The sequence below is a fragment of the Pseudomonas sp. S2_F03 genome (assembly GCF_054668335.1).
In genome coordinates, this window is sequence record NZ_CP162759.1 from 149667 (window position 1) to 166691 (window position 17025).

Consider the following 17025-nt stretch of genomic DNA (forward strand, 5'->3'; position numbering starts at 1 on the left):
TTTGGCTCCCGACGCAATGATTGATCACTGCAAGGGGAGCCGCACCGTGAATGACAACCAGCCAAGCGATATCGAATTCTGCAATGTGGTCAAACGCTATGGTGAGGTGGCGCGTCAATGGCCTGAATTTCGCCGTGCGTCGTGGCTCATTCCATTCTTTCTCGGTGGCTCGGGCTGCGGCAAAACCACGACCCTGCGCATGATTGCAGGCTTCGAACAACCGACCAGCGGCGAAGTACGCCTGGCCGGCAAAAACGTCGCCGGCGTACCGGCGTTCGAACGGCCGGTGAACATGGTGTTCCAGCATTACGCCCTGTTCCCGCACCTGACGGTGGCGCAGAACGTTGCCTATGGCTTACGTTATCGCACGCCGCGCCCGGACAAGAAAACCCAATTGCGCATGGCCGATGAGGCCCTGGAAATGGTTCGCCTCAGCGGCTTCGGCCAGCGTAAACCGAGCGAACTCTCCGGCGGCCAACAGCAACGCGTCGCCCTCGCCCGGGCGCTGGTCAACAAACCGACCGTGCTATTGCTCGACGAGCCACTGGCGGCGCTCGACCGCAAGTTGCGCAAGGAAATGCAATCCGAACTGCTGCGCCTGCAGCGTGAGGTCGGCATCACCTTCGTGCTGGTCACCCACGACCAGGAAGAAGCCTTGTCGATGAGTGACAGCATCAGCGTGATGCACAACGGTTCAATCATCCAGACGGCCACCCCGGAACAACTGTATGAAGCTCCGGCCAGCCGTTACGTCGCGGACTTCATCGGCGAATCCAATCTGTTCAACGGCACCGTACGCCACCTGCACGGCAATTCGGTGGTGCTGCGTACCGAGCAAGGCCTGGAGCTGACCAGCCCGCTGACGCCAACCGGCAAGGCCCTGAGCGCCGACGCCGCCGGTTGCATCGCGGTGCGCCCCGAGTTGATCAGCATTGCCGGCGCGCACGCCGATCTGGCCCGTGAAGTGAAACTGCAAGGCTGCGTGGAAGACCGCATCTACCTCGGTAATTCCACCGAATACCGCGTGCGCACCCAGGCCTTTGGCGTGGTCTGTGTGCGGGTTCCCGCCAGCAGGATCACGGCGCCAATGCATTCGAACACGGCGCTGCAGTGAGCGTCGGCTGGGATCACGCCAATGGCCTGGCCATGGCGTTGTAAATCATCGACTCGATTCATCAACCGGATGTGGAGCGTGCTATGGACCAGAAGACGTTTATCAAAACCCTGCGCAGTTGGCAGAACGGCTCGATCAGTCGTCGCGAATTTCTTGGCCGCACCGGCCTGGGGATTGCCGCCGCCGTGGTCGCCACCAATATGCCCGGCCTGCTGACGTCCAGCGCAGAAGCGGCCGAACAGGCCAAGCTGGGGGATCGCCTGTCACTGGCGACGTGGCCGAACTACCACAGCCAGGAAAACCTCGACACCTTCGGCAAAACCACCGGCGCCCGCGTCTCGATGAGCGTGTTCGGCTCCAACGAAGAAATGCTCGCCAAGTTGCAAGCCGGTGGCAGTGGCTGGGACGTACTGGTACCGACCAACTACACCATCAGCACCTACGTCGGTCTGGGCTTGATCGAGCCGCTGGACCTGTCGCGCATTCCCAACTTCGATGCCTCGGCATTCCAGCAAAAATTCATGGCCCAAGGCACCGTGGACGGCAAGGTGTACGCCGTGCCGAAAAACTGGGGCACCACCGGCATGCTCTTCGACGCCGGAAAGCTGAAGAACGGGCCGAGCAGCTGGAAAGAGTTCTGGGCCGCCGCCCAAGGCCCTGCCAGCGGCCGGACGATGGTTCACGATTACCAGTTGACCGCCATCGGCAATGCCCTCAAAAGCTTCGGCTACAGCTTTAACTCCCTCGACCCAAAAGAACTGGCCGACGCGGAAAAACTGTTGATCGAGGTCAAGCCGCACCTGTTCGCCATCAACTCCGACATTCAGCCGTCAATGCGCAGCGGCGATGCCTGGCTCGCGATGTCGTGGACCGGCGACGCCTCGCAGTTGCACCGCGACAACGCGCAGATGCAGTTCGAACTGGGCAAGGAAGGTGGCGAACTGTGGAGTGATTTTTTTGCCATCCCGAAAAGCTCGGAGCACAAGGACGCGGCCTACGCCTTCATCAATTACCTGCTCGAGCCGCAGCACAACAAGCTCGAAGTGTTGAGTCACGGCTATCCGAGCGGCGACAAACGGGTCGATGCGTTGCTTCCCACCGCGATGCTCAACGATCCGATCATGTACCCGGCCGCCGAAGCACTCAGCCCACTGGAGTTCGGAGCCGCCGCAACGCTCACCAGCCCGGCGCGCGCCGAACTGATGGCGCGTTTCAAGTCCGCCTGATCGCCTGACCATGGCCAATGAGGAGTCACCCATGAATGCTGCCGCCCACCCGCAAGCGGTGCAGCCAGGCAATGCCCTGTCAATCGAGGTACGTCAACGGCGCAGCCTCGGTCGGCGGATCACCCTGCTGATGCTCTTGCCTTCGACCTTGTGGTTCCTGCTGCTGTTATTGATGCCGCTGGTCATCATACTGGTCTTCAGTTTCGGCGAGCGCAGTGCCGTGGGCGGCTACGCCGGTGGCTTCACCCTGGCCAACTACCTGAACCTGGGCTCGCGTGGCGCGGCATTCAGTAACACGCTGATGCTGGCGCCACTGGGCACCCTGGTGTGCCTGGTCGCGGCCTACCCGCTGGCGTACTTTCTGGCGGTCAAGGTCACCCGTAACCGCTCGCTGTTGCTGACGCTGGTGATCGTACCGTTCTGGACCAGTTTCCTCATCCGCACCTACGCCTGGATCTTCATCCTCAGCGGCAAGGGCATCCCCGCCCTGCTCGCCAGTCTTGGCCTGGAAGACGTGCGACTGATCAACACGCCGTGGGCGGTGCTGATCGGTATCGTCTACGGCTACCTGCCACTGATGGTGTTTCCGATTTACGTCAGCCTCGAAAAACTCGACAAACGCCTGCTCGAAGCCTCTGCCGATCTCGGTGCCAGCGCGTTCGAGAGCTTCCGGCGGATCACCTTGCCGCTGTCTGCACCGGGAATCATCACCGGCGTGATGCTGGTGTTCATCCTGTTGATGGGCGAGTTCCTGATCCCGGCGATTCTCGGCGGCGGCAAAGTGTTCTTCGTCGGCAACGCGCTGGTCGACTTGTTCTTGCAGTCGCGCAACTGGCCGTTCGGCAGTGCCTTGGCAATGACGCTGGTGGCGATGATGCTGCTGATCATCGGCGTGTATTTGAAACTGGTGGCGCGCTACGGCGGCCGCCCTGCCGATGGAGGGTTGTGACATGTGGCTGCGCAGCTATTCGACCTCGCTGTACCTGTTTCTCTACGCGCCGATCGCGTTGATCGTGCTGTTCAGTTTCAACGCCGGGCGCAGTGGCCTGGCCTTCGAATGCTGTTCGATGCAATGGTTTGGTCGCGCCTTCGGCAACCCGTTCATCATGGAAGCGCTGGGGCACAGTGCATTCATCGCCTTTACTTCGGCAGTGATCGCCACATTATTCGGCACCCTGGCAGTGTTCGGCCTGCAACGTGCGGGTAAAAAAGTACGCCTGTTGTTCGATGCACTGACCTATTGCGCGATCATCGTGCCGGGCATCGTCATCGGCATCTCGACGCTGATTGCGTTCATTACCCTGTTCGACCTGATCAATCCGCTGCTGGCAAGCTGGATACCCAATGTGCCGCGTCTGAACATGGGTTTTCCACGGTGATTGCTGCGCATTCGCTGTTTACCATGGCGCTGGTCATGGTGATCGTGCGCAGCCGCGTCGACTCGCTGGACAAGGCCTTGCTCGAAGCTTCAGCGGACCTCTATGCCCCACCCATGCAAACGTTCTGGCGGGTCACCCTGCCGCAGATCAGCCCGGCAATCATGGCCGGATTCCTGCTGGCGTTCACCTTCAGCTTCGACGACTTCATTATCGCGTTCTTCGTTGCCGGTTCCGAAACGACGTTGCCGATCTACATCTTTTCATCGATCCGCCGCGGCGTGACGCCAGAAATCAACGCAGTCTCGACCGTCATTATCTGCGCCTCGCTGGCCCTGCTATTCACTTCCCGCTCTCTGCAAAACCGCCGTACCGGCGTCCAGGAGTCAAACCATGCGTGATCAGCTTTATATCAACGGCGAGTGGGTCAGCCCGGACCTGGGCGGTTATCTGGACGTCATCGACCCGGCCACCGAAGCCGTTTTCCATCGGGTAGCCGCGGGCACCGAAGAAGACGTCGATCACGCGGTGCGCGCCGCACGCAGAGCCTTTGATAACGGCTGGAGCCAGACCACCGGCGCCGAACGCGCGCAATGGCTGGAGGCATTGGCTGATGAACTGGAAAACAGCCAACCGGCCTTGGCCGAACTGGAAGTGCGTGACAACGGTAAACCATTGCCCGAAGCGCAGTGGGACGTCGGCGATGCCATTGGTTGTTTCCGTTATTACGCCGGCCTGGCCCGCGAACTGGATCAGCAGCAGGATCAACCGCTGGCGTTGCCGGACGCACGCTTTCGCTGCCGTATCCGTCATGAGCCGATTGGCGTCGCCGGGCAGATCATTCCCTGGAACTACCCATTGTTGATGGCGGCGTGGAAAGTCGCGCCGGCCTTGGCTGCAGGTGCCACGGTGGTGTTGAAACCGTCCGAGCTGACGCCTCTCACAGCACTGGAGCTGGCCGCTGCCGCCAACCGTATCGGTTTGCCCGCCGGGGTATTGAACGTGGTCACCGGCCTCGGTGCCGACGCCGGCAGCCCGCTCACCGAACATCCCGGCGTGGACAAACTGGCCTTCACCGGCAGCGTGCCCACCGGAGCGAAAATCATGTCGGCGGCCGCCCGCGACATCAAGAACATCAGCCTCGAACTGGGCGGAAAATCTGCATTCATCGTATTCGACGACGCCGATGTCGAGGCGGCGGTGGAATGGATTCTGTTCGGGATTTTCTGGAACCAGGGCCAGGTGTGCAGCGCCACGTCACGCCTGCTGGTGCAGGAAAACATTGCCCCGCGATTGATCGAACGTCTGGTGGAGGAAACCCGCAAGATCAGTATCGGCCCGGGCATGGAACCCGGTGTCCTGCTCGGCCCACTGGTCAGTCAAAGCCAGCATGACAAGGTCCTTGGTTTCATTGATCAAGGCCTCGCCAGCGGTGCCCGTCTGCTCATCGGTGGTCGGCGGCCGGCGCATCTCCCTAAAGGTTACTTTATTGAACCGGCGATCTTCGACGAGCCCGGGCACAGCAGCATTCTCTGGCGCGAAGAGGTGTTCGGCCCGGTACTGTGCATCAAGCGTTTCAAGACCGAAGAGCAAGCGGTGCAAATGGCCAACGCCAGCCGCTTCGGCCTCGCCGCCGCGGTAATGAGCGCTGATTTGCAACGCACTGCCCGCGTCGCCAACCAGTTACGCGCGGGAATCATCTGGGTCAACTGCTCGCAGCCGACCTTCGTCGAAGCCCCGTGGGGCGGGATGAAGCACAGCGGGATTGGCCGCGAGTTGGGCCAGTGGGGACTGCACAATTACCTGGAGGTGAAGCAAGTCACTGAGTACATCAGTGATCAGAAGTGGGGCTGGTACCTGAAATAGTCGCTCTCGGATCAGCAGGCAGGAACCACTGCCTTCCAGATACTCGCAGGCGATACCAAAACGCGCATAGTTGCGTTGCATCGATTTCAGCCCATCGACCTGCCAAGGCTGACTCGCCACGTTCAATTTTCCCGATCGCTCGAAGCTTGCGTCCATGCCATAACACTGCAAATCCTCCTCGAATGCCACAAGGTTTTCCCGACCCAGCCGAACCAGTTGCTCTGCTTCCTTGGGCCAGCGTTTCAGTGCATTGGATACGCCATGGGAGATGCTCGGCGCGCAGAACCCGCCACTACGACCACTGGCTTCACCGCCACACTGCCCGGCTTCCAGCACCACGATCGTCGCGTCGGGCCAGCGCTGACGGGCAATCAATGCAGTCCATAACCCGACAAACCCGCCGCCCACAATGGCAATATCACACGATAACTCGCCGGTCAGTCTTGGCGCGGCGGGTGCATCCGTCCGGGTTTCCTGCCAGACAGGGTAAGGCCGGGCTTCAGCCAGAGAGCGGTTTTCAATCGGTAATGTCATGCACGCCTGCTCCAGAAAATTCATGGGCCGACGCTAAAGCAATGGCCGACGCTTTCACAGGCGCAAACCTCGCAGCGGACACGGGAGGAAAACCGGGGTTTCTGGAATACTCTTGGCTTCGTCCTGATCTTCGCCATGGAGTCCGTCGTGGAAGTACCTGATTTACCCACCACCCCCACCTTCCTTGCGGACCCGTCGAGTGTGCAGACTCATGAATCTGCGGCAATATCCGTCGGCCACTGTGGCCTTAATCTGAAACAGGCAACTGAAAACATCCGAATCCGTGGACGCGGGAGGCCATTTCACCCTCCAAAAATTGTCGGAGTTTTCCTCGATTATTTAGAAGCGCTCACCTGTTTAACTTCCGTGCTTAAAGACACTCTGTGTTACTTCCTGAAAGCTACATGGGTGTTTCATCGCCAAATAGCAGCTTTCCCTTGATAAAGGACACCTGTCATGTATTTTCAATTGACCGGCCGTCTATCTGGAGACACCCCATGCCACTGGTTCGCGTCGACATCAAAAAGCACCAAGACCCCACATTCGCCAAACGTGTTGGACAACTGATTTACGCTGCCATGCACAGCGCCATTGCCGTACCGGAGAACGATAATTTCCAGATTCTGGCGGAGCACGATGAGCACCATTTCATCTTCGACCCCCAATACCTGGGCATCCAACGCACCGACAATCTGATCATCATCCAGATCACGCTGAGCGAAGGCCGTTCGGACGAGAAGAAAAAACTGCTCTACAAAACCATCGCCGAGAGTCTGAATCGCGAACTGGCCGTGCGCCTGGAAGATGTTTTCATTAATCTGGTGGAAGTGAAAAAAGAGAACTGGTCGTTCGGTAACGGGATTGCCCAGTACGCCCTTTGATTAAACCTTTTATACCTGTGAGCCACTGATGCCCCGAGTTTCCCGCAAGCAAGCCGACCTCAACCGCGAAATCATCGTCGAGGCAGCCACGCGGCTGTTTCGCGAACGAGGACTGCATGGCATCAGTGTCGTCGATGTCATGGGGGCGGCAGGCCTCACCCACGGCGGCTTCTACGGGCATTTCGAGTCCAAGGAAGCGCTGGCGCAGGAGGCCAGTGGCCGAGCGTTTGAACAATCGGCGGAGCGCTGGCGGGAGCGAATCAGCGATCACAAAGACGACAAGGACGCCGCACGCCGTGCGCTGATCGAGCCTTACCTGTCGCAGGACAGCCGCGACAATCCGGGTGACAGTTGCCCGGTGGCCGCCTTCGCCGGGGACATGTGCCACGAAGCGGCCGACAGTGGTTTGCGTCAGACCTTCATGGAGGGGCTCAACCGGTTGTTGAACGCCTACGGCACACTGTTGGATTCAGGCGATGCCCAAGCCGATCGGCAACAGGCGCTGGTGGAGTATTCGCTGATGCTCGGCGCCCTGACCCTCGCTCGCGCCAGTCGGGGCGATACGGTGTCGGATGAAATTCTCGACGCCGCCAGCACGTTTCTGACCGCAAAGCGTGCATCAAACTGAACAACCCCATGGCGATCCTCGGCCATTGCTAAACTGTCAGGGAATCAGCAATCTGAAGCGACATTCGAACCCCGACATTCCGATGCCCAAAGGAGCGCAGCATGCCCGCAACCGTTCTGGTACTGGTTGAAACCATCAATGATTACTTGCCGATTCTCGAAAATCAGGGTTTTCATCTGATTCTTGCCCCGACTCCAGCCGAGCGCGCTGCTGCCATTGGCCGGCATGGAGGTCAGATCGATGCGGTGCTGACCCGTGGGCCATTGGGCCTGTACGCCGATGAAATCAGCGCCCTGCCCAACCTCAAGATCATCTGCGTCATCGGCGCCGGTTATGAACACGTCGATTTGCAAGCCGCCGCCGACCGTGGCATCACGGTCACTAATGGTGCCGGCGTCAATGCGTCATCTGTCGCCGACCACGCCATGGCGATGCTGCTGGCACTGGTGCGCGACATTCCCCGTTGCGATGCAGCCGTGCGCCGTGGTGAGTGGCCGAAGATCATGCGCCCCTCCCTGGCCGGCAAGCGCCTGGGCATTCTCGGCCTTGGCGCCGTCGGCATGGCCATCGCCAAACGCGCTGCCAATGGCTTCGACATGACGGTGAGTTACCACAACCGCCAGCATCGCAGCGATGTGCCGTACACCTTGCTCCACCCCTACTGAACTGGCGCGCAACTCGGACTTTCTGGTTATCGCGGCACCTGGAGGACTGGGCACCAAACACCTGGTCAACAAATCCGTCCTCGACGCCTTGGGACCCAACGGGTTCCTCGTCAACATCGCCCGCGCCAGCGTGATTGTCACCACCGACCTGGTCAGCGCGCTTGAGCAACGACGCATTGCCGGCGCCGCCCTGGACGTGTTCGACGCAGAGCCGCACGTGCCCCATACGCTCAAATCGTTGACCAACGTGATCCTGACCCCGCACGTGGCCGGGCTTGCACCGGAGGCCACCCAGGGCACCGTTGAACTGGTCGGGAAAAATCTGGTGGCTTTCTTCAGCAACCAGCCGGTGCTGACACCGATTGCCCTGCCACTGCCTGTCGCCACCTGCTGAGTCGTTGACTAAAGGACGCCCAACAGCGTCCAGAGGCGACGAGACTCGGCATCCGCCGAGATCAACTCGCCCAGCAACTCGCTCAATGGCTTGTTGCCCCATTCCACACCGCGCCGGATCAAATAAGGGACGGGACTGTGGGGTTCGGTACGTGCCAGGTACTCGGCAATCAACAGCAACTGACGGTAGGCCTCGTCGCGACTCACCGGTTCACGAAACACCTGGGGCGCCGATGCCGCTTGCGGCGCGTCGTCATGTCCGGACGCCGCCACGGGCTGTACCTCCAGCGGCGCATCGGTTAACGGGCGTGGCTGCATGGCAATGAACTCCTGAACCAGTGTCAACAACGCCTCGATCATGTCTTGCAAGACCTTGAAGCCCGGCGCCTGGTTTCCCAGATAGGCATTGCACCATGTGTCGAGCCGTTGCAGATGTCGCAAGCTCGACAACAGACTGTCCTCACGGCGCAACCAGTGGGACAGTGGCGTGGCACGAATCAGTTCAGTGAGTTTTTTCTGTTCGCTGCGTGCTGTTTCCGCTGATGTTTTGGCCGCCTTGCTGTCATTGGCCAGTACCTGTTGCAACTGCAATCGCCGCCAGGCATCCAGGCAGTAACCGTCGAATTCACCACTTCGCGGTTCGAGCAACGGCGTGCGCGTCAGCAACACCTCACTGTAGCGTCGCGCCAGCCATTCAAGCGGAATCACCCGCCACGACTGATCACCGTCTTCGGCCAGAGGATGAAGGTGCTCGGGATAGCGTTCACATAAACCGGCGACCAGCGCGAGGCTGCCCGGTAATCCGTCCAGACCCTCCTGATGTAACCAGGCCTCACCGAGCCAGGCACACAGCATCAAGTCCTTGCTGCGCTCCAACAGCAACGTGGACGTCAGTTTTTCCAGTTCCGGCCACTGCGCCCGCTTGATCGACGACTGCCAGACGCCCGTAGGCAGACTGGTGTCGTCCTCGCGACGCAGTTCACGCGCCTGGTCGAACTCGCGCTCGTAGCGCAAGTCCTCGCCGCAAGGTGCTTGCTCGCTAATGGGTTCCAGCAGTCGGACAATCAGTTCCGGCAACGGTGGTGAAATCTGATTCAAAACCCCTCCTCCTCAGTCATGACCGTCGCGGACGCGGTCGACCTGGTTTGCATGAATGGAGAACGCGGGGCCCGGGTGGGCAGCGGTGGAATAGACAACGGCAGCTTCGCACCCTGGCTCATTAATGACAGGCGCATAAACATCAGCGTCTGTTGCGCCGTGCTGGTCTGCGCGGTCACCGGCAGGCGCAAAGCCAGTGGAAAATCGGTGAAATCCATATTGGGCTGGCGCTGCACGGACTGGTGCGCACGGATCAAGCGCAGCAATGACCACGGTCCGCCATATTCCCAATCGGCCTCAAAGTCACGCACCATCAGATTGGGCTGCAAGGGATCGTTGGCCGGACGTTGCGAGCCGTTTCTGGCCCAGCGCAAGGTCAGCCGGACCGGTTGCCCGACCATCCAGCGCAGGTTCGGCTGGGTTTCGCCCGGGTAATTGATCTGTTGATTGCCAGCATTCAAACCCCAGGCAATCACTTGATCGGCGCCCCGTTCCTCCTCGCGATCGGTTCGCCAGCGCACGTCCATTTCAACGCCAATGATGCCGCTCTTGTCTCGCACAAACAGCGGGTTTAACCATGTACTGGCCTGCTTCAGACGGTTGAGAAAATCTTCGGCGGCCACCCGCTCCGGCGTCTGGCTGAGCTGCAATCCGGCTTGAGCCACGGGCAGACGCTTGTCGATCAACTCGAGAAAATGCTGGACCCGGGCCGGGTCGGCGTCGGTGGCTTGCACGCCATTGGCAAACGGGAAGCGCTCGGCCAGGTACTGATTGAAATAATTGGCCAGGTCGTTCCATGCCGCTGCCGCTTGCTGTTGCTGCAGGAGCTGACAGCGTTGCATGGCGCTTTGTTGCAGGTCCAGCGCACGTAACGCCAAGGTCCCACGCCCACCGGACAGGTTGGCAGTTTGCAAAATCTGACCGCAGGACGTGGCGTCCATTTCGATGAAATCGCGGCTCACCAGCTGCTCGATCTGGGCCGGCGAGCTGGCAGGATTCTGGTCCTTGTACTTGAGCAGCTCTTCGTTGAGCGCACTGAATTGGGTAACGCGCTCGTAGTCCAGCGCCGAGAGATTCTGTTGCTGAGTCTTCAACCATTCCAGTGCTGAGGTGCGCCGCTCGGTAATCCCGAGCATGGTGTTGAATTGCTGCTTGAGGCTCAGCTTCAAATCCTGCACATCGCTGGCGCCGTACAATTGCAAGCCGAGGTTTTTCGAGCCATCCCACTGACTGATTTCACTGCGCCCGCCGAACAATGGCTGCGCGGTGATCTCCGCAAGACCGTCGACAACCTGAGCGATAGCGCGGCGGTTCAATGCGTTTTGCACTCGCATCGCCAAATCATTGCGGTGCACTTCGGCGAAGGCTTTTTGCAGGGCCACTGCTTGCGGTGCAAGCACATTGAAAACACCGTCGCCACGGGGGCGGTCGTTTTGATCCTTGAGACTCAACCACATGGCCTTGGCTGCCGCCGCTTCTGCCGCCTGAACCAATGCATCGCGATACGCCGGCGGGATACGCGGCAGCTCTTCGGCGGCATAACTCTTGTAGCTGGCAAAATAGTTCAGCGCCGTGCTGAGGTCATCGCCATCAACGCTTTGCCCCTCAATGGCATCGGCGGTCTTGTCTGCGCGCAAGGCGATGGCCACGAAATCGCGCTTGAACAGCGCCTGCACCGCGTTGTTCAACTGGCTGACATGCACTTGCAACGCCAGCTGCCCACTGCCTTGCTGGACCAGCAAGTTGCCTCTGGCCCCTGCCTGCGCGATCCATTGGTCACGAAAGCTTTGCTGCAACTTGGACGCTTGCTGATCCAGCTGTTGTTCAACCTGCGGGCCGAGCAAGCTGCTCTGGCGCACTTTATCCATCATCTCGCGATAACCCGGCACCAGGTCCTGCCCCTTACCGCGGCTCCAGGCGGAGTTGGTCAGGCCGACCAGCGCTTGCAGGTCATCGATCAATGCGCGCAAATCCTCAAGCTCAGTCAGGGAGTTGCCGCTGCCCGCCTCCAACCGTTCCAGATGCAACTTGAGGTAGCCGGCCTGGCGGACAAAATTGTCAGCGAGAAAATACTGGTCAAGCCAACGCTCCATCAGCCCGGAAAAATTTTCCTCGATGACTTGCCGCTCCATGGCCAGGTCCAGCGGTTTCAAGTCGCCAGCATTGGCATCGAGCAACATCCGGTTGTAAAAACCGGCACGGGGCAAGCTGCCGACATTGAGGTTCAGGGACAAGGCGTTGTTGCTCAGCAACGCCAGGTCTTCGAGTGGGGCCTTGGGGTTGTTCAGCGCCTGATTGAACCATTGATTCTGCTGCTCAAGGCGCACCGCGCGCTCCACCAGGTCTTTGGCTTTGACGTAATTTTGCCATTGGGCCGGGTCCTCACTTTCGACGTTGCCACGGCGCTCGGTGTTGCGGATGCCCTTGAGTTTCACCAGCTCCGCATTCAGCAAGTCGTGCAAGGGCTCCAATAAGTGGCTCTGGGCGGTCAGGCGCAGTTGGTTTTCCAGCTGCACATCCAGTGAAGAAAACCAGGACGTGGGAAACGCTACGGAAGTAAAGGTCCAGCGCGGGGCCTTTTCCAACACCCGCCAGAATCCCTGGACGTTGCGTCGTGTCGACTCCAGCCGATGCGACTCGTCGGTAACCGTCAGGTAGTTTTTCTGCGCACCTTGCAACAGACGCGACAGCTCATGCGCATCTTTGACTGAGTCCTGCCAGACCCAGAGCATGCTCGCGGCCCACACCACACCGACCACCAGCGCCACCACCCCCGTCAATCGCTGCCAACGCTGACGCAAGCGCAACAGGCGCGGTACCACTTGCGCCAATCCCCGCTCGGCGACTACCCGGCGCTGCCACAATTGGCGGGCGAATGCACTTTGTTGCAACCCGGTGTCGTAGGCTGAAAATCCGTCCGGCGTGTCTTGCGTCGGTTGGTTAGCGGTGAAATAAACGCCACGAAAACGCGGCGCCTCACCTTGGGCATTGCCTTGGAACACCGGCTCCAGCACCGTTTGCAGATTGCGCCTCAGCGCCTCGATACGTTCCGGCAACCCGAACAGCTCGCCCTTCAAATGGCCCGACAACGTGCCGATTTCGATGATCGATTCAGCCAAGGCACGGTTAACCTGATCCAGCGCCTGATCGCTCCATTGCGCCTGCCAGGCTGACTCGGGGCCAAACGGTGTCGACCAGCCCAGCGTGCGTTCGCGGGCATCAACGGGCAGTGCCGTGATCAGTTCCTGAAACCCGGGCAGCTCTTCCATACCGGTGATCACGACATACACCGGCAAGCTCAGGCCGAATCGTTGCAGCATGTCGATGAAGCGCCGGCGGGCCGCCAGACCGAGGCTCGCGGCCAGCTCGACATTGCCCAATCGACTGACCGGGACCGTCCAGATCACCCCGTCCAGTGGTCGTTTGCTGCGCAAGCGCAAAATCAATCCCAGCAAACGCCACCAGCCGCCTCGTTGCAGGTTCATGCCTTCTTCCGGCAAAAACAGCGCCTGTGGCACCACCAATACCGCACCTTCGGGGTCCGACCACCAGCGCCCGAACCAGGCGGGTTTGTCGGTTGGTTGCAGACGCCACTGGCTGCACAATTGAGTGCCCTGGGTTTCGTCGCCGAGCATCAGTAACCACGGGATCTGATACCGGTCCTGAGCGCCCTGCTCCTGCTCCATATGGCGGACCGAGGTATAAAAACTGCGGACCGCCGCCCCGCTCTGGGTGCGCAACCACCAGACCACGCCCCCGATGATAATCAGCAGCAACAACAACCCAATGATCAGACTCACCCACCCCAACGCGCTCATGAGTCTTGCTCCGAGGTGCTGACCGAGTCGGTCATCTGCAACACCGGATCAAGCTCCTGGCGAATGTCACGCCAGAAAAACTGCCCCAGCCCTGTCAGTATCAGGACCATGGCGAGAATCCCCACGCCAAGCCGAAAACCATCCGGTAACGATTGACGTACCGGCAACTGCACCGGTGGCACCGCAGAGGGCTGCTGAAGCCGGGCACTGACATCGGCATAATCAGGTTCGTGCTGCCAGGCAAAGGTAAACAGCGCCAGACGCAGTTTTTCATGCCGCGATTGCCCCAGCTCACCACGCATGCGCCCCTCAAATCCCAACACCAGGCACTGCAAATAGACATTGGCCAGATCGCGGGTAGCGGGAATCTGTTCGTCCAGCAGAGCCTTGATCGCCAGCGGCAATTTTTCACCGGCCTGACGGCTGGCGTACATCCGCGATTCCAGCGGCTTCTCCTGCCACACGGACTGGCCCGGCCAGGGTGTAAACAGCAGCGTTTCGTCGATCAACGCGACAAAGGCATAGACCAGCGCCTTGACCTGGTCGGTCGCCGCATCACCGACCCGGGCGTATGCCGTTCGCCACAGGCGCTGGGAGATTTGCGTCGACAGATCGACCACCGCTTCCACCAGCGCCTCATCATCGCTGTCCTTGGGCAACTGATTCCATTCCTGGGACCATTGCAGCCAGGCCTCGCGAAAGGCGCTGCTCAGTGGCGCCTCACGAAGGCTCCGTGTACCCGTCCCGGCATTTCCCTCAGACATTCGACGCCCCTTCCTGGATCAAGCACCTTCACTCGCCTGGGCCACAAACAACACCACTTGCCATGGACTGCTCGCCGGTTTTGAGGCCGGCGCGGCAATCAGTAACGGCAATTGCCCGTCGAACCATTGGCCATCGGCCGTCACCACAAACAATCGCGTGTCCTCGCCGACGCTGTAGGCCACTTGCTCGTTGCGGCTCATGGCCTGGTGGGGCAAACCGCTCATGCGTTGCCGGCTCAACAACGTAATATGCGGCGCCGAGGCAATGATCGCCCCACTCAGCCATTCGCTGGCCGCCTGCTCGCTGGCACCGTTGGGCATGCGCAAACCGATGACCAGACGCTGGCTCGGCTGATCGTCGGGCAGTTGAATCGAGAAGCTCTGTTCGCTGCGTTCAAACGGCACACTGCGATAGCCGGCGCGAATCAGTTCCAGGGTTCTGTCGAGCCAGTCGAGGACCGGCTCATAGCCTTGTTGCAGCTCCAGAAAGTCCAGCGGGGCAAAGGGCGGCACGCCCGCCAGCGGGTCCAGGGCCGACCAGGCTCCCGCCAGCCCGAGCAACACCCCGTATAACGCCTGTGGCGATGCCAGTCGGCTGTTCAACGTTCCTTCGACCTCCGGCAGACGCGCCCAAAGCGCCGTCAACTGGCGACGAATTTCCATCGCATCGTCCTGATTTCCGGCCTGTTGCGCCTGGCGCAAACGGCCGGCGAGGAACATGCATTTCTCTCGCGTCCTGGCGCACAGCCCGGCTACCCGGCGACCCAACACCGATTCCGGCGACAGGCATGGCGTGGGCGGCGTGTAGGGCAAGGACAGAAAACCACCGCCCTCCTTGCGAATTTTCAGCAGAGGCAAGCAAACGGAATCGGCCTTGTTCAACTGCGTGCACAAACGCGGGTTCGGCCGCCACACCGTGATCGACTCGGGGTACTCGCCGCTGGTCAAATCCGGCAACGCATCGCCGACCACCGATTGCAGTCGCCCTTTGAGCGGCAACAACTGCCCGGCACGCCACAATGGGCTGACGGCGAGATACACCGTCACCGTGGCGTTCTGCGAGGCGTTGACCGCTTCGCTATATCGAGCTCCAGTGTCGGCCCGACACCCACCTGCACATTGACCGGCAGGCCGTCCGGCATCGTCGCTTGCAGACTGACCAGGCGCACCAACCCGGCACTCAGTGCACCGGGGTCGAATTCCACCCGGCTCACCCCCCAGAACCACGGATTGCAGGCCTGGGCAAAGTGCGCCACCAACGCTTCGGCGCGCAACCCTTGCAACTGGAAATGCTGGGGCAGCAACTGCATGCCTTCGTGCCAACAAACCGCGTCAGGTAACAGGCTCATACGACTCCCTTCGACGTCTACATCACCGCGCAAAACGGCGCACTGACAATGGGTTCACTGCGCAGTGTTGTTGACCAGCGTCATCTCGCGGCTGTCGAACTTGAGCCAGGCATCGCTCTGATCATCGAGCCGTAATCGGTGTGCTCCGGGAGTGTTATAGCTGGCGAAGACCAAAAGTCCAGTCGCCCGCTTGCCCCCCAGCGGGAAGGGTTGTTTGTCGATGAACTGGCCGGGGACCAGCTCCAGCCCCCACACCGTTATCAACTGCCGATAGTCGCGTTGATACTGATCACGCTCGGCAAACCACTGCCGCGCCGTGATGCCGGACAACTGTTTGAGCAAGTCCGGGTCGTTCACGGCGATGAAATCCACAGCGATCGGAGTGTCGTCGTTGGCCTTGGGCGCGACGTCCAGGGTCAGGTTGTCGAGGTCCACCCGAGGCCCGAAAAACGAGCACCCGGATAGGGTCAGGAACAGGGCGAAAGCAAAAAAACGTGCAAACAAAGTGAATTGTCCTTTTCTCGAGGCGGTCCAAGATTGTTTTTCGCTTGCTTTTTTATAGACCTGTTCTAGCGTCTTGGGTAGTTCGGCCCCCCTATGCCGAATGTGGAAGGTTTGTCAAAGGAACGACAGGTCCATCTGCCACCCTTTCTAACCTACGGTCCAGCAAGGGAAAGCGATGAACGGGCCTCCCGATGCATTGCGCCCGCTCATGCATCGGAGTCAGCCAACATGGCAGAAAGTACTCAGCACAAGCTCGACAGGGTCCGCCCGCCAAGGGTGCAAATCACCTACGACGTCGAAATCGGCAACGCCATCGAGAAAAAAGAATTGCCGTTGGTCGTCGGAATCCTGGCCGACCTTTCCGGCAAACCACTCGAGCCACTTCCCAAGTTGAACGAACGGCGCTTCACCGAGATCGACCGCGACAACTTCAACGAAGTGCTCGCTTCTATTGCCCCGCGCGCCACCTTGCAGGTCACCAACACGCTCAGCGGTGACGAGAGCAAGCTCAACATCGAACTCAACTTCAAACACATCGACGACTTCGACCCGGTCAAGGTGGTCGAGCAAGTGACCCCGTTGCGGCGTCTGTTCGAAGCCCGTCAGCGTTTGCGTGACCTGCTGACCAAACTCGACGGCAACGATGACCTGGACAAGCTGTTGCGCGACGTCATTGCCAACACCGAAGGCCTGCAAGAGATCAAGTCTGCGCGCCCGGAAACCGCTCCCCCCGCAGGTGACAGCGAAGCACCGAGCGATGCCCCCGATCAACCGCAGGCCTGATCACTTATTCACTTAAGGAGACGTCG

10 protein-coding genes and 5 pseudogenes are annotated in these 17025 nt (G+C 60.1%); 9 read left to right on the forward strand and 6 right to left on the reverse strand.

Going from position 1 to position 17025, the window contains the following annotated elements; genetic code table 11:
• Positions 1 to 16: 16 nt before the first annotated feature.
• The 5 genes and pseudogenes from AB4N76_RS00695 to AB4N76_RS00715 all read left to right on the forward strand — a co-directional run bounded on the left by AB4N76_RS00695 (position 17) and on the right by AB4N76_RS00715 (position 5582).
• Positions 17 to 1158 (forward strand): annotated as a pseudogene (locus tag AB4N76_RS00695) (ABC transporter ATP-binding protein).
• Positions 1159 to 1197: 39 nt separating this feature from the next.
• Complete coding sequence (locus AB4N76_RS00700; protein ID WP_460163978.1) at positions 1198 to 2340, forward strand: ABC transporter substrate-binding protein; 1143 nt, start codon at positions 1198 to 1200, stop codon at positions 2338 to 2340.
• A gap of 31 nt (positions 2341 to 2371) precedes the next feature.
• Positions 2372 to 3289, forward strand: coding sequence for an ABC transporter permease (locus AB4N76_RS00705; RefSeq protein ID WP_460163979.1), 918 nt, complete (start codon positions 2372 to 2374; stop codon positions 3287 to 3289).
• Position 3290: 1 nt separating this feature from the next.
• Positions 3291 to 4117, forward strand: a pseudogene (locus AB4N76_RS00710) (ABC transporter permease).
• On the forward strand, positions 4110 to 5582 hold the full coding sequence (locus AB4N76_RS00715) for an aldehyde dehydrogenase family protein (protein WP_077432040.1): 1473 nt from the start codon (positions 4110 to 4112) through the stop codon (positions 5580 to 5582). The pseudogene AB4N76_RS00710 and the gene AB4N76_RS00715 overlap by 8 nt, the downstream one beginning before the upstream one ends.
• A 90-nt stretch (positions 5583 to 5672) precedes the next feature.
• On the opposite strand, the pseudogene AB4N76_RS00720 reads toward AB4N76_RS00715, so the two are convergent.
• A pseudogene (locus AB4N76_RS00720) lies at positions 5673 to 6140 on the reverse strand (NAD(P)/FAD-dependent oxidoreductase); the annotation flags it as partial.
• A 473-nt stretch (positions 6141 to 6613) separates the two neighbouring features.
• Here AB4N76_RS00720 and AB4N76_RS00725 point away from each other — a divergent pair.
• The 3 genes and pseudogenes from AB4N76_RS00725 to AB4N76_RS00735 all read left to right on the forward strand — a co-directional run bounded on the left by AB4N76_RS00725 (position 6614) and on the right by AB4N76_RS00735 (position 8684).
• The gene (locus AB4N76_RS00725; RefSeq protein ID WP_046031382.1) at positions 6614 to 6997 is read left to right on the forward strand and encodes a tautomerase family protein; all 384 of its coding nucleotides are present in this window, start codon (positions 6614 to 6616) and stop codon (positions 6995 to 6997) included.
• Positions 6998 to 7025: 28 nt separating this feature from the next.
• Positions 7026 to 7625, forward strand: coding sequence for a TetR/AcrR family transcriptional regulator (locus AB4N76_RS00730; protein WP_046031383.1), 600 nt, complete (start codon positions 7026 to 7028; stop codon positions 7623 to 7625).
• A 101-nt stretch (positions 7626 to 7726) separates the two neighbouring features.
• Positions 7727 to 8684, forward strand: a pseudogene (locus tag AB4N76_RS00735) (2-hydroxyacid dehydrogenase).
• Between the two features lie 8 nt (positions 8685 to 8692).
• Here the strand turns inward: AB4N76_RS00735 and tssA are convergent.
• The 5 genes and pseudogenes from tssA to AB4N76_RS00760 all read right to left on the reverse strand — a co-directional run bounded on the left by tssA (position 8693) and on the right by AB4N76_RS00760 (position 16216).
• Positions 8693 to 9781 carry a type VI secretion system protein TssA gene (gene tssA / locus AB4N76_RS00740; protein ID WP_460163980.1) on the reverse strand — a complete coding sequence of 363 codons (1089 nt, stop codon included), beginning with the start codon at positions 9779 to 9781 and terminating at the stop codon, positions 8693 to 8695.
• On the reverse strand, positions 9778 to 13599 hold the full coding sequence (locus AB4N76_RS00745; RefSeq protein ID WP_460163981.1) for a type VI secretion system protein: 3822 nt from the start codon (positions 13597 to 13599) through the stop codon (positions 9778 to 9780). The genes tssA and AB4N76_RS00745 overlap by 4 nt, the downstream gene beginning before the upstream one ends.
• Positions 13596 to 14363: a DotU family type IV/VI secretion system protein gene (locus AB4N76_RS00750; protein WP_077432038.1), complete on the reverse strand. Its 768-nt coding sequence runs from the start codon at positions 14361 to 14363 to the stop codon at positions 13596 to 13598. The genes AB4N76_RS00745 and AB4N76_RS00750 overlap by 4 nt, the downstream gene beginning before the upstream one ends.
• An 18-nt stretch (positions 14364 to 14381) precedes the next feature.
• Positions 14382 to 15712, reverse strand: a pseudogene (tssK, locus tag AB4N76_RS00755) (type VI secretion system baseplate subunit TssK).
• Positions 15713 to 15766: 54 nt separating this feature from the next.
• A complete protein-coding gene (locus AB4N76_RS00760; protein WP_046031389.1) occupies positions 15767 to 16216 on the reverse strand; it encodes a hypothetical protein in 450 nt (149 codons plus the stop codon).
• Positions 16217 to 16444: 228 nt separating this feature from the next.
• Here AB4N76_RS00760 and tssB point away from each other — a divergent pair, with 228 nt between their 5' ends.
• Positions 16445 to 16999 (forward strand): type VI secretion system contractile sheath small subunit, encoded by a 555-nt coding sequence (gene tssB, locus AB4N76_RS00765; RefSeq protein WP_046031390.1) that lies wholly within the window; start codon positions 16445 to 16447, stop codon positions 16997 to 16999.
• Positions 17000 to 17025: the final 26 nt, after the last annotated feature.